Genomic DNA, 13,341 nt, shown 5'->3' on the forward strand with positions numbered 1-13,341 from the left:
TTCGTGCAGCATCAAAATGCTCGCTACACCGATTTTGCAACGATCCCCCTTGTGGGGAGGGATAAAGGGTGGGGGTCACTTCAGAAAGAACAGGCGGCGCAGCCGCGCCACAGACTACTCCACGATCTTCCAGTAGGAATCCTTGCGGATCACCTTTCCCTCCCGAAACGTATAGAAATCGCAGCCCCTGACATTCGTCTTCGTCCCGTCACGGCTCGTGCCCGTCAGGTTCCACTTCGACATGCCCGCTCCGGCCGCCTCGTCGGCGAAATGCTCGGCATCGCCGTAGTGAACGTCCGGCAGCCCCTCGAACCGCCCGGCGATGGCCTTGCGCACGGCCTCCCGGCCTTCGAAGCGCGTGCCCCACGGGTCCGCTCCGCGCGGCATTTCGAGCACGCAGTCATCGGCGAAGAACGCCATGACGCGGTCGGGGTCGTGCGCGTTGAAGGCGTCGCACAGTGCTTGCAGGGTCGATCTGATGTCCATGGCCGGGCCTCCGTTGCAGAGGCGACCGTCAGCCGGCGGCGTGGGCCGCGCGGCTGTCCTGCGGTGCCTCGGCGCGGTCATTCATACCATAATCGCGCGCGACTTCCGCGATCCGCAGGCGATAATCGCTGAACACGCCGCCGCGTCCCTTCGCCTGCGTCTTGCGATGCGCCGGGCGGTTGCGCCAGGCGCGAACCGCTTCCTCGTCCCGCCAGAAGGAGAGGGAGAGGAGCTTGCCGGGCTCGGTCAGGCTCTCGAAGCGCTCGACGGAGATGAAACCGTCGACGGTCTCGAGTTCGCCGCGCAGCGCGGCGGCGAGGTCGAGGTAGTGTGTCTGTTCGCCCTTTGCGGGCCAGACTTCGAAGATGACGGCAATCACGATGGCTGCTCCGTTGCCGGGCGCGAAAGGATCAGCGCGCCTCGGGCACGTCGATGCGTACGAAGATGCGGGTCTGCTGGGCGCCGGCCTGCGGGATCAGGACGGCGGGATCGTTGAAGACGAACTGCGTCGCGCCGGCCGTATCAGTGACCTGGACGCCGTAATTCACCGGATTGGAATAGATCACCTCGCCGCCGCGGCGTGCTTCGACGACGAGCGGCACGGAGACCTGGCCGGGGCTGCCGACGGGGCCCGGGACGACGCGGCCGGCAACCGCGACGTTCACGGTGATCGCATCGGCCGAATAGGAACAGGCGCGGGTGGTCTCGGAAATCGTCGTGCGCCGGACGAGCTTCGCCGCGTCGCCTTCGCCGCCGCGTTCATATTGCGACCAGACCGTGCCCTCGGTTTCGAGAATGACCTGCGGGCAATAGGCGCGCAGTTCCTCGACATTGACGGCGGCGGGCTGCGCGGCTGTCGCCGAACCGTCGTTCGACTGGCAGCCCGAGACGGCCACGAGCGAGCCCAGGCCCGCCAGCACGGCAAGATGACGGATCGACGAACGACAAATCGGCATGGACGGCCCTTCCCTCACGCAAAGCTGGTGTTCTATACCAACGCCGAAACCAAAAGGCGACCGGGCGGTTTGCATTACCAACAGTCCGCGGACCCGCCACACACTCCGCAAGGAATCCGATGCGCTTTTCGAGTACGCGCGGCGAGGCGCCGCAACTTGGCTTCGCCGATGTCCTCCTCGCAGGGCTCGCCCGCGACGGCGGGCTCTATCTGCCCGACGCCTGGCCGCATTTTTCCGCCGACGACATCCGCGCGATGCGCGGCCTTGCCTATCCGGAACTTGCGATCCGGCTTCTGACGCCGTTCGTTTCCGAGGACATCTCCGAGGCCGATTTCCGCAGCATCGTCGACGGAGCCTATGCGACCTTCCGGCACGAGGCGGTGTGCCCGCTCGTCCAGACGGGCGCGAACGAATATGTGCTCGAACTTTTCCACGGGCCCACGCTCGCCTTCAAGGACGTGGCGATGCAGTTGCTCGCGCGGCTGATGGACCACGTGCTGGAAATGCGCGGGCAGCGGGCGACGATTTGCGGCGCGACCTCGGGCGATACCGGCGGCGCGGCGATCGACGCCTTCGCCGGGCGCGACCGGACGGACATCTTCATCCTCTTCCCGCATGGCCGCGTCTCCCCCGTCCAGCAGCGCCAGATGACGACGTCCACCGAGGCCAACGTCCACGCGCTCGCGATCGAAGGCAATTTCGACGACTGCCAGGCGCTGGTAAAGGGCATGTTCAACGACCACGCCTTCCGGGATCGCGTGATGCTTTCGGGCGTCAACTCGATCAACTGGGCGCGGATCATGGCGCAGATCGTCTACTATTTCTCGTCCGCGATTTCGCTCGGCGCGCCGGACCGGCCGGTCTCGTTCACCGTGCCGACCGGCAATTTCGGCGACATCTTCGCCGGCTATGCCGCCAAGAAGATGGGCCTGCCAGTCGACAGGCTGGTCATCGCCACCAACGACAACGACATTCTCGCGCGCACCTTCGAGACCGGGCGCTACGAGACGCGCGGCGTCGTCGCCACCACGTCGCCCTCGATGGACATTCAGATATCGTCCAACTTCGAGCGCCTTCTGTTCGAGGCGGCGGGGCGCGATGCGGCGACGGTCCGGCGCTACATGGAAAGCCTGAAGCAGTCCGGCGCTTTCACGATCGACGCGGGGCCGCTCGCGGCGATGCGGGCGGAATTTGCCGCCGGGCGCTCGAGCGTCGGCGAGACGGCGAAGACGATCCGCAACCTGCTCGAAAAGTCCGGCTATCTGGCCGATCCGCATACGGCGATCGGCATCAAGGTCGCGCGCGATTTCGCCGGGGATTCTGCCGTTCCGATGGTCGTGCTCTCGACCGCGCATCCGGCGAAATTTCCCGACGCGGTGCAGGCTGCCAGCGGGGTCGATCCGGCGCTGCCGGCCTGGCTCGGCGATCTGATGACGAGGCCCGAAAAATTCGACGTCCTTCCATCAGACCTGAAAATGTTGGAAGATCACATCGACCGCCGTACAAGAGCGGCCGCAAACCAGTAAGGCGTGTCGCCATTCATAGACACGCATTGTCCAGGGAGTACGACCCGCATGGGGGTTGAGGTTAGCCGTTTGTCGAACGGCCTGACGGTTGCCACCGAGACGCTGCCGCACATCGAATCCGTGTCACTCGGAATCTGGGTCAAGTCGGGCTCGCGCGACGAGCGCGACGACGAGCACGGCATCGCCCATCTGCTCGAACACATGGCCTTCAAGGGCACGGGCAAGCGCTCGGCGTGGCAGATCGCGTCCGACATCGAGAATGTCGGCGGCGAGATCAATGCCGCGACGAGCGTCGAGACGACGTCGTTCTTCGCACGCGTCCTGAAGGACGACATGCCGCTCGCCATCGACATCCTCGCCGACATTTTGATGGATTCGAAATTCGACGAGGACGAGCTGGAACGCGAAAAGCACGTCATTCTGCAGGAGATCGGCGCGGCGCACGATACGCCCGACGACATCGTCTTCGACCGGTTCACCGAGACCGCGTTCCGGCACCAGACGCTCGGCCGGTCCATCTTGGGCACGCCCGAAACGGTTCGCGCGTTCACCTCGCAGCAGTTGCGGGGCTTCCTCGAGCGGCAATATGCGGCGGACCGGATGATCGTCGTCGCGGCCGGCGCCGTCGACCACGACGCCTTCGTGCGCGAGGTCGAAAAGCGCCTCGGCTCGTTCCAGCCGCGCTGCGAGGCGACGCTGCCTACGCTTGCGCATTATGTCGGCGGTGATTTCCGCGAAAGCCGCGACCTGATGGACGCGCAGATCGTGCTCGGCTTCGAGGGCAGGGCCTATCACGTGCGCGATTTCTACGCCTCGCAGGTGCTCTCGATGATCCTCGGCGGCGGCATGTCCTCCCGCCTGTTCCAGGAAGTGCGCGAGCAGCGCGGGCTCTGCTACTCGGTCTACGCGTTCCATTGGGGCTTTTCCGATACCGGCATCTTCGGCATCCATGCCGCGACCGGCAAGGAGGACATCGCCGAACTGACGCGGGTGCTTCTCGCAGAACTCAAGCAATCCGGCGAGGCGATCCTGCCCGAAGAGCTCAATCGCGCGCGGGCACAGTACCGCGCCGGGCTCCTGATGTCGCAGGAAAGCCCGTCGAGCCGGGCCTCGCAGATCGCGCGGCAATTGCTGCTCTACGGCCGCCCGATCCCGATGGAGGAGCTGATGGACCGGCTGTCGAAGCTGACGACCGAGCGCCTTGCGGACCTGTCCTCGCGCCTGTTCTCGGCCCGGCCGACCATCGCCGCCGTCGGTCCGGTGGGTTCTCTGCCGGCCTTCGAGACGGTCACCGACATGCTGGCCGCTTCACCGGCTCCGGCCCGCAAGCTCGCCGTCTGACACGGCGATGGCGTTTGCGCCTTTCGCCAGAAGCGCCATGCCGGCGCTGTCGGGAGGCGGCGTCACCATCCGTGCGCCGCGCAAGCGCGACCATGAGGAATGGGCACATCTGCGCCAGGAAAGCCGCGGCTTCCTCGAACCCTGGGAGCCGCGCTGGCCGGCCGACGATCTCGATTATTCGGCCTGGCGGCAGAGGCTGCGGCGCTACAATGCCGAGGCGGCGGCCGGCACCGGCCACGCCTTTCTGATCTTCGAAACCGAGCGGGGACGGCTCGTCGGCGGCATTTCCGTTGGAAACATCCGCCACGGCGTCGCCCAATCGGCCCAGATCGGCTATTGGATGGGGGAGCGTTATGCGGGCCGGGGGCTGATGCAGGCGGCGATGAAGCTTGCGCTGTCCCATGCTTTCGACACGCTGAAACTGCACCGGCTCGAAGCGGCCTGCATTCCGGACAATGCACGCTCGATCCGCGTGCTTGAAAATGCCGGATTCCGGCGCGAAGGACTGTTGCGATCCTACCTGCGCATCAATGGCGTGTGGCGGGATCATCTTCTCTACGCCCTGATTGCCGAAGAGCATCGGGCCAGACACGAACGAGGCTGAGGTTTGGGGCGTTTCAAGGCCAGCACGATCCTGCTCTTCCTTGCAGCCCTGATGGCGCTCGCCACTGGCCCCGCACGCGCGCTCGATCCCGTCGCCATCACCGGCAACGAAGCGGCGATCGAACTGACCGACCGGGTCGACCTCTACCGCAACCAGGGTTCCAGCTTTCAGGTCTCGACCGCGCCCGGCACCGACGGCATCGTGCGCCGCATCGAAGTCGACGCCAACGACGAGCGCTCGTCGGGCGACTGGGCGGTGTTCTCGATCTCCAACCCGACCGACCGCCAGATCGACCGGCTGATCGTCGCGCCGCATTTCCGGCTGGTGAATTCGGGCATGATCTGGCCCGATCTCGGATCGAGCCGCATCGCCGCCATCACGCCGTCGGAAGGTTTCGCGCTCGACCGGCAGGCTGCGCCCGACGCCGACGTCTTCCTCGTCACGCTCAATCCCGGCTCGATCGTCACCTTCGTCGCCGAACTCGCCTCGCCGGACCTGCCGCAACTGCGCCTGTGGGAGCCGGAAGCTTACAAGGACAACGTCAACTCCTACACGCTCTTCCGCGGCATCGTCATCGGCATCGCCGGCCTTCTGGCGCTGTTCCTCACCATCCTCTTCGTCGTCAAGGGAACCTCGCTCTTTCCCGCCACGGCGGCGCTCGCCTGGTCGGTTCTGGCCTACATCTCGATCGATTTCGGCTTCCTGACGCGCGTTATCGAGATCACCCCCGGCAACGAGCAGATCTGGCGGGCGGGCGCGGAAGTGGCGCTTGCGACCACCATCGTCGTCTTCCTCTTCGCCTATCTGAACCTCAACCGCTGGCACTGGCACTTCAGCTATGCCGCGCTCGCCTGGGTGTTCGGTCTCCTGATGATTGCCGGCGTCGCCACCTTCGACCCCGCGATCGCTTCGGGCATCGCGCGGCTTTCCTTCGCCGTGACCGCCGTCGCCGGGCTCGGCCTCATCGGCTTTTTCGCCATCCAGGGCTATGACCGCGCGGTGATGCTCATACCGAGCTGGCTGATGATTCTCGCCTGGCTCGCGGCCGCCTACATGGCGGTGACCGGCGGCATCGACAACGACATCATCCAGCCCGCGCTCGGCGGCGGCCTCGTCCTCGTCGTGCTGCTCATCGGCTTCACCGTCATGCAGCACGCCTTTGCCGGCGGCGGGCTGCAGCAGGGCCTGTTCAGCGACCTCGAACGCCAGGCGCTCGCCGTCACCGGCGCCGGCGACACGGTCTGGGACTGGGACGTCACGCGCGACAAGATCGTCACCCGCCCCGACATCGCACGTCAGCTCGGGCTCGAGGCCAACAGCCTGCACGGCCCGGCACGCAACTGGCTGCCAGCGCTCCATTCGGACGACCGCGACACCTTCCGCACCCTGCTCGACGTCATTCTCGAACACAGGCGCGGACGCATCAGCCAGGCGTTCCGCCTGCGTGGCGCCGACGGCCATTTCCACTGGTTCACGCTCAAGGCGCGGCCGGTGATCGGCTCTGACGGCGAAATCCTGCGCTGCGTCGGGACGATGGTGGACACGACCGAGCAGAAGAAGGCCGAGGAGCGCCTGCTGCACGATGCCGTCCACGACAATCTGACCGGCCTGCCCAACCGGCAGATCTTCGCCAGCCGCCTCGACGCGCTGCTCTCCGTCGCCAAATCGGAAGACGCGATCCGGCCATCGGTCTTTGTCGTCGACATCGACCGTTTCAAGCAGGTCAATGACAGCCTCGGCATCTCGGCCGGCGACACGATCCTGCTCACCGTCGCGCGCCGGCTGCACCGCATCCTGAAGCCGAAGGACAGCCTGTCGCGCATTGCCGGCGACCAGTTCGCGCTGATGCTCGTCTCCGAACAGGACCCGGTGCGCGTCGCTGCCATCGCCGAGGCGGTTCGCGACGCGATCAGCGCGCCGATCACCTTCGCCAAGCGCGAAATCGTGCTGACGGCCTCGATCGGCCTCGTCTCCTGGACGATCAACACGTCCAACGCCGCCGACATGCTGAAGGATGCGGAACTGGCGATGCACCAGGCCAAGCGCTTCGGCGGCGACCGGATCGAGCCCTTCCGCCCGGCCTTCCGCACCGGCGGCAGCGACCGGCTGCAGATCGAATCCGACCTGCGCCGCGCCGTCGAGCGCGGCGAGATGCAGCTTGCCTACCAGCCGATCATCCGGCTCGAAAACGGCACCATTGCAGGCTTCGAGGCGCTGATGCGCTGGGAGCACCCGCGCCGCGGGGCTATTCCGCCCGGCGAATTCATTCCCGTCGCCGAAAGCTGCGGCCTGATCGTCCAGCTCGGCCAGTTCGCCATGCAGAAGGCCGCCGACGATTTGCACGAATGGCTGCAGCTTGCCGGCGACCTGCCGCTCTTCGTCTCGGTGAACCTGTCCAGCCGCCAGCTCTTGCGCCGCGACCTCGTCTCCGACGTGCGCTCCGTCGTCGCCCGCGCCTCCATCAAGCCGCGCAACTTCCGGCTCGAACTGACCGAGTCGCTGGTGATGGACAATCCCGAACAGGCCGCGCACGTGCTGGCCAAGCTTCGCCAGATCGGCATCGGCCTCTCGCTCGACGATTTCGGCACCGGCTATTCCTCGCTCGCCTACCTGACCCGTTTTCCCTTCGACACGATCAAGATCGACCGCAGCTTCGTCGAGGACGCGAGCCCGAAGCGGCTGGTGCTGCTGCGCTCGATGGTCAACATGGCGCACGAACTCGGCCTGTCGGTCGTCGCCGAAGGCGTCGCGCAGGACAGCGACGCGGAGGAACTGCGCGAATTCGGCTGCGAATACGTCCAAAGCTTCGCCTTCGGCCAGCCGATGTCGGCCGGCGAGATCATGCGGATGCTGAAGGAAAAGCCGGCGCCTGCGGCCGCTGCGGAGTAGGGCGCAGCGGGGTGCTTGGCTGCGCCTGCGCCGAGGGCGTGCGGAGCTGCAATTCCTTAATTTGTGGAACTGTCGAGTTTTTGCTGCGCCCGGCCTTTAGCCGTGCGGACCCCCACCCTTCATCCCTCCCCACAAGGGGGAGGGAGTCGCCGACGTAGCACCATTCCCGTTAATCCGGGTGCTTCGTAGAAGAAACGATCACAACGCGGACGCCCTCCCTTCCCCTTGTGGGGAGGGATAAAGGGTGGGGCTCACTTCAAAAAGAATCGCCCACACTCCCCACTACAACCCCGCGAGTTCCGCCAGAAACCCATCCCGAGCCCGCAATCCGCTTGGCCCTTCCGTTCGCTCTTCATCCTGGTTCAGCCTCGCAAACACCACGCTGCGCTCGCCTTTCGTCGCCCAGCCGACATACCACCCCCAGGCGCGCGCCCGGTCGAAGCTGCGGTCGGCGCGGCGGGGGTAGGCGGAGCCGGTCTTGCCCTTGACCGACCACTCGCCGGCCCGATGCCCTTCGACGATCGCGACCGTCATTTCCATCGCTGACGGCGAGGCGGTAAGCGTGCGGTTGAACAAACCGTGCAGAAACTTCACCTGCTCGGCAGGCGAGACCTTGAGGGACGACGCGATCCAGGCGCGTTCCAGCCCGTTGCCAAGGCCCGGATCGCCAGAGAAATCGGCATTGCCGTAGCCCCAGGCGCCGGCATAGGCCGACAGGCGCTCGGCGCCGAGCGCCTTGGTGACCTGCTGCGAATACCAGACGACGGAATGGCGCATCCATGCCGCCGGATCGGTTGGCTGGCGCCATTCCGCGATCCAGTCCGGATAGCCTTCCTGAAAGTCGAGCACCGGCGCGTCGGGGGCGGTCAGGAAGCCCGCATCAAATCCCATCACCGCCAGCGGCACCTTGAACGTGGAGGCGGGCGTGACGCGGGTGCGGCAGTCGCCGCGCTCGAGGAGCACCGCGCCGCTCTCGCCGTCGGCGATCAGCGTGCAGATCTCGGCAGCCTTGGCGCCTGAAGCGGCGATCAGGCACGCGGCGACGAGGGCGAGGAAGGCGGACCGGCGCATCATGGCCTCAACCCTCCGACCAGGCGCTGAGTGCGGCAAGCGTCGCCGGCAGATCCGCATGCCGGCGGATGACGGTTTCCGCGCCCGCCTCGGTCAGCATGTCGGCGTGGCCCGGATGCGTATGCGAGGCGCCGGTGAAGCCGATCACCCGCATGCCGGCAAGCTTCGCGCCCTGGATGCCATGGATGGAATCCTCGATGACGAATGTCTTTGCCGGATTGGCGCCGAGCGCCTCGGCGGCGTGGAGAAAGACGTCCGGCGCGGGCTTCGGCTTTTGCGAAGGCGTGTCGCGCGAGGAAAAGATGACGCCCTCGAAGAACGGCTTCAGCCGCACGCGGGTCAGCATCATGTCGAGCCGTTCGGCACTCGAATTGGAACAGATGGCGCGCTTGCCCGTCACCGAGGCGACCGCCTCATGGACGCCCTCGATCGGCTTGACCTCTGCCTTCAGGCGCTGGTCGACGCGCTTTTCCACCTCGTCCAGCATCGAGATCTGGAACGGGATCGCCGCCTCGCGCTCGATCCGCAGCATGATCTCGCGGAAGGTGAGGCCGGCATAGGTTTCGGCCAGTTCCTCCGGGCTGATCTCGTAGCCGGCGGCCGACAGGATCTCGGCCTCCACGCGCGCGGCGATGATCTCGGAATCGACGAGCACGCCGTCGCAATCGAAAATGACGAGTTCGGGGGAAGCCATGGCAGATCCAGTCAGATTGGGAGTGCCCGCCTCCTACACGAGCGCGTGCGAGTGGGCAATTCGTCAGCCTTCACGCGATGTTAACGGTGATCGGTAACCATAACAGCCAGTAAATGCGTGTTGTCGAGTATCGGGTATCCTCATGTCTGCCGTGCGTCATCTTGCCGACCTTTCCCCGTCAGCCGAAAGCTCCGTCTGGCTCGACACGATCCTGAAAGGGGATTGCGTCGCCGCGCTGAACAAGCTGCCCGACCACTCCATCGACGTCATCTTCGCCGACCCGCCCTACAACCTCCAGCTCGAGGGCGATTTGCACCGGCCCGACCAGTCGAAGGTCGATGCGGTCGATGACGAATGGGACCAGTTCGAAAGCTTCGCCGCCTATGACGCCTTCACCCGCGCCTGGTTGCTGGCCGCGCGCCGCGTCCTGAAGCCGAACGGCACGATCTGGGTCATCGGCTCCTACCACAACATCTTCCGCGTCGGCGCGATCATGCAGGACCTCGGCTTCTGGATCTTGAACGACGTCGTCTGGCGCAAGACCAACCCGATGCCGAACTTCCGCGGCCGCCGCTTCCAGAACGCGCATGAGACCATGATCTGGGCCTCGCGCGACCCGAAGGCCAAGGGCTACACCTTCAACTACGACGCCATGAAGGCGGCGAATGACGACGTGCAGATGCGCTCCGACTGGCTGTTCCCGATCTGCACCGGCAATGAGCGGCTGAAGGACGAGAACGGCAACAAGGTCCACCCGACCCAGAAGCCCGAGGCGCTCCTCGCCCGAATCATGCTGTCCTCGACCAAGCCCGGCGACGTCGTGCTTGACCCGTTCTTCGGTTCCGGCACGACCGGCGCCGTAGCCAAGCGCCTCGGCCGCCATTTCGTCGGCATCGAGCGCGACCAGACCTATATTGACGCCGCTCAGGAACGCATCGACCGCGTCAAGCCCTTGGCCGACATGGACCTCTCCGTCCTGACCGGCAAGCGCGCCGAACCGCGCGTCGCCTTCGTCAGCCTCATCGATTCCGGCCTCATCAAGCCCGGCGCCGTACTGCACGACATCAAGCGCCGCTGGCAGGCCCGCGTGCGCGCCGACGGCACCGTTGCGGTCGGCGACATGTCCGGCTCGATCCACAAGGTCGGCGCCCTGGTGCAGGGCCTCGACGCCTGCAATGGCTGGACCTTCTGGCACTATGAACGCTCCGGCGGCCTCAACCAGATCGACGAACTACGCCGCATCGCGCGCCTCGGCATGGATCGCGCGGGAGCGTAGGGGCGGTTAACTCGTGACCGTTCCGCGAGTTGGAATGTCGAGGCATGGGGTTCCTGTGACAAGCACAGGAACGACGGAGGCGTAGTAGCTAAGCACGACAACCTTCCAGCTTGGCAGACACCCCCAATGCCGTCACCTCTGTGATCGTCACAGAGGTCCAGGCCTCGACGATCGAGAGCCGAAAACGATTCAGTATCCTATAGAACGCCCAATCTCTTCAGGTCGTCTTTCAACGTCACCGCATCCGTAAACTGCACCGCCTGCCACCCCGCCAGCTTGGCCCCTTCCACGTTCTTCGCGCTGTCGTCGATGAAGAGCGTGTGCCTCGGGTTCAACCCGAACGTCCGGGCGTGGAGGCTGTAGATCGCGGCGTCCGGCTTGATCAGCCCGCACTCCCCCGAAACGGTGACACCGCGCGGCTTGCTCAGAAACGCAAACCGCTCCCTGGCCTCCGCAAACGTGTCGGTGGCGAAGTTGGTCAGCATGGTGACGTCGTGCCCGTCCTCGATCAGCGCTTCGAGGATCGCGACGCTGTCGTCATAGGCGTGCGGCACCATCTTGTGCCAGTTCTGCCGGAAGGCGCGGATGTTGGGTTCATGATCCGGAAAATCGGCGACGAGCAGCGCCTCGGCATCCGGCCAGCTCCGCCCGCGATCCTGCTCGATGTTCCAGTCGCCGGTGGTCACCGTCTCGAGGAACCAGCGCCGCTCGTCGGCATCGGCAATGAGGTCGCGATAGGCGAGGTCGGGGTCGTAGTGGATCAGCACCTTGCCGATGTCGAAGACGATGTGGCGGATTTCGGTCAACGCGATTTTTCCTTCGGTCTGGCTTTGGTCGATCCGGGTATGGCAGCCTCGATTGCCTTCTTCATGACAGTCGGAAGCGCCTCCGTGTGGATATCTTCGAGCCGCGCCCACCAGCCGCCGTTTTCGACAGGTTTCTCGGCAATTTCGGCGCGAAAGACGGTCAGTTCCAGCGCAAAATGGGTGAAGACGTGGGAGATCGAGCCCGAAACCTCCCATGTCGCCGCAAAGGGTGCGGCGCCGGGGACAAGTTCGCCGTCGGTGCGCGAAGTCCAGCCCGTCGACGGCACTTCGGCCATGCCGCCGAGGAGACCCTTCGCTTCGCGCTTGCGCAGAAAGACCGCCCCGTCATGGATCGCAACGAACGCCGCACCGCGCCGCAGCGGCTTCTCCGCCTTCGCGGCCTTGACCGGGTAGAACTCCGGGTCGCCTTGGCGCAAGGCGAGGCATTCGTCATTGACCGGGCACATCAGGCATTTCGGGCGGCGCGGCGTACAGATCGTCGCGCCGAGGTCCATCGTCGCCTGCGCGAAGTCGCCGGGCCGATTCAGGGGCACAGCAAGCGCGACCAAGTCCTTGATTTCGCTCTTGGCTTTCGGCAACGGCGTCGCGATGGCGGCCAGCCGGGTGAAGACGCGCTCGACATTGCCGTCGACCACCGCGGCAGGGCGGTCGAAGGCGATGGAGGCGATGGCGGCGGCGGTGTAGGGACCGATGCCGGGCAGGGCAAGAAGCCCGGGTTCGGTATCTGGAAATGAACCTGCATGAGCGTTTTCAACGACTTCCGCGCAGGCCTTCAAATTGCGCGCGCGCGAATAATAGCCGAGCCCGGCCCACGCCTTCATGATGTCGTCGCTGTCGGCATGGGCGAGATCGGAGACGGTCGGCCAGCGCTCGACGAACTTGCGGAAATAAGGCTTCACCGCCTCGACCGTCGTCTGCTGGAGCATGATCTCCGACAGCCAGACGCGGTAGGGATCGGCGCGCAATCCGGTGGCCAGATCACGCGGCGGGACGCGCCAGGGCAGGTCGCGATGGTGCTGGTCGTACCAGGCGAGAAGCCCCGCCGCGACGCGTTTTCCGCGCTCGCCGTCGAACCATGTCCCGTCGCCCGATGGCGCCATTCTTCCGTTCCTGATAGGAGTTTGCCGAGACCCAAGCGCATAAAGGATTTACCCGATGGCAGGCAAACCAAAAGGGCCATGGGGCGCCCAGCCGGTTGCCGACCTGGCGACCCGCATCCTCGATCCCGTCTTGAAAAAACGCGCCGGCATCTCGGTCGCGCTGATCCAGTCCTGGGAGGAGATCGTCGGCGAGCGCATCGCTTCTGCCTCGCGGCCGGAGAAGATCGTCTGGCCGCGCCGGATGAGCGAGGACGACCCGTTCGAGCCCGCGACGCTGATCGTCGCCTGCGAGGGCATGGCGGCGCTGGCGCTGCAGCACGAGACGGGCGAGGTGATCGCCCGGGTCAACGGCTTCCTCGGCTTTTCCGCCGTCGGTCGCATCCGTATCTTGCAGAAGCCGGTCGCGCTTGAAAGGCCGCGCCGCCCGCGCGGTCCCGCCAAACTCGACGGGCGGCAGGAAGCGCACCTGAAGAGCGTGACGGCGAAGATCGAGGATGACGGCCTGCGCGCGTCGCTCGAACGGCTCGGCGCCGAGGTGATCGGCGCGAAACGTCGCAGCGCTTGAATCCGC

The 13,341-nt window shown here is 65.7% G+C and carries 13 protein-coding genes; 6 read left to right on the forward strand and 7 right to left on the reverse strand.

Going from position 1 to position 13,341, the window contains the following annotated elements; all coding sequences use genetic code 11:
- Positions 1 to 114: 114 nt before the first annotated feature.
- From ACT6QU_RS18345 to ACT6QU_RS18355, 3 genes are read right to left on the reverse strand one after another with little or no spacing between them, the layout of a single operon-like run.
- The gene (locus tag ACT6QU_RS18345) at positions 115 to 486 is read right to left on the reverse strand and encodes a nuclear transport factor 2 family protein (RefSeq protein ID WP_444565766.1); all 372 of its coding nucleotides are present in this window, start codon (positions 484 to 486) and stop codon (positions 115 to 117) included.
- A gap of 28 nt (positions 487 to 514) precedes the next feature.
- On the reverse strand, positions 515 to 865 hold the full coding sequence (locus ACT6QU_RS18350; protein ID WP_444565765.1) for an antibiotic biosynthesis monooxygenase family protein: 351 nt from the start codon (positions 863 to 865) through the stop codon (positions 515 to 517).
- A 31-nt stretch (positions 866 to 896) separates the two neighbouring features.
- Positions 897 to 1,442 carry a hypothetical protein gene (locus ACT6QU_RS18355; RefSeq protein WP_444565764.1) on the reverse strand — a complete coding sequence of 182 codons (546 nt, stop codon included), beginning with the start codon at positions 1,440 to 1,442 and terminating at the stop codon, positions 897 to 899.
- Positions 1,443 to 1,561: 119 nt separating this feature from the next.
- Between ACT6QU_RS18355 and thrC the strand changes: the two genes are divergently transcribed.
- From thrC to ACT6QU_RS18375, 4 genes are read left to right on the forward strand one after another with little or no spacing between them, the layout of a single operon-like run.
- Entirely contained in the window at positions 1,562 to 2,968 is a 1,407-nt protein-coding gene (gene thrC, locus ACT6QU_RS18360; RefSeq protein ID WP_444565763.1) for a threonine synthase, read from the forward strand.
- Between the two features lie 48 nt (positions 2,969 to 3,016).
- Positions 3,017 to 4,309 carry a M16 family metallopeptidase gene (locus tag ACT6QU_RS18365; protein ID WP_444565762.1) on the forward strand — a complete coding sequence of 431 codons (1,293 nt, stop codon included), beginning with the start codon at positions 3,017 to 3,019 and terminating at the stop codon, positions 4,307 to 4,309.
- Positions 4,310 to 4,316: 7 nt separating this feature from the next.
- Entirely contained in the window at positions 4,317 to 4,913 is a 597-nt protein-coding gene (locus tag ACT6QU_RS18370; RefSeq protein ID WP_024589093.1) for a GNAT family N-acetyltransferase, read from the forward strand.
- 51 nt (positions 4,914 to 4,964) lie between these two features.
- On the forward strand, positions 4,965 to 7,802 hold the full coding sequence (locus ACT6QU_RS18375; protein WP_444565768.1) for an EAL domain-containing protein: 2,838 nt from the start codon (positions 4,965 to 4,967) through the stop codon (positions 7,800 to 7,802).
- A gap of 282 nt (positions 7,803 to 8,084) precedes the next feature.
- On the opposite strand, the gene blaOXA is transcribed toward ACT6QU_RS18375, so the two are convergent.
- Both blaOXA and ACT6QU_RS18385 read right to left on the reverse strand, forming a co-directional pair.
- Positions 8,085 to 8,873: a class D beta-lactamase gene (gene blaOXA, locus ACT6QU_RS18380; RefSeq protein WP_444565767.1), complete on the reverse strand. Its 789-nt coding sequence runs from the start codon at positions 8,871 to 8,873 to the stop codon at positions 8,085 to 8,087.
- A gap of 7 nt (positions 8,874 to 8,880) precedes the next feature.
- Positions 8,881 to 9,567, reverse strand: a complete 687-nt coding sequence (locus ACT6QU_RS18385) for an HAD family hydrolase (protein WP_444565761.1) — start codon at positions 9,565 to 9,567, stop codon at positions 8,881 to 8,883.
- 142 nt (positions 9,568 to 9,709) lie between these two features.
- On the opposite strand from ACT6QU_RS18385, the gene ACT6QU_RS18390 reads away from it, so the two are divergent.
- Positions 9,710 to 10,843 (forward strand): site-specific DNA-methyltransferase, encoded by a 1,134-nt coding sequence (locus ACT6QU_RS18390; RefSeq protein WP_444565760.1) that lies wholly within the window; start codon positions 9,710 to 9,712, stop codon positions 10,841 to 10,843.
- Between the two features lie 197 nt (positions 10,844 to 11,040).
- Here ACT6QU_RS18390 and ACT6QU_RS18395 read toward each other — a convergent pair whose 3' ends face one another.
- A complete protein-coding gene (locus tag ACT6QU_RS18395; RefSeq protein ID WP_444565759.1) occupies positions 11,041 to 11,649 on the reverse strand; it encodes an HAD family hydrolase in 609 nt (202 codons plus the stop codon).
- The gene (gene mutY / locus ACT6QU_RS18400; protein ID WP_444565758.1) at positions 11,646 to 12,770 is read right to left on the reverse strand and encodes an A/G-specific adenine glycosylase; all 1,125 of its coding nucleotides are present in this window, start codon (positions 12,768 to 12,770) and stop codon (positions 11,646 to 11,648) included. The genes ACT6QU_RS18395 and mutY overlap by 4 nt, the downstream gene beginning before the upstream one ends.
- 55 nt (positions 12,771 to 12,825) lie before the next feature.
- Here mutY and ACT6QU_RS18405 point away from each other — a divergent pair, with 55 nt between their 5' ends.
- Complete coding sequence (locus ACT6QU_RS18405) at positions 12,826 to 13,335, forward strand: DUF721 domain-containing protein (protein ID WP_444565757.1); 510 nt, start codon at positions 12,826 to 12,828, stop codon at positions 13,333 to 13,335.
- The last annotated feature ends 6 nt before the right edge of the window (positions 13,336 to 13,341 follow it).

The organism is Aliihoeflea sp. (genome assembly GCF_052435475.1).
Classification (GTDB): Bacteria; Pseudomonadota; Alphaproteobacteria; order Rhizobiales; family Rhizobiaceae; genus Aliihoeflea.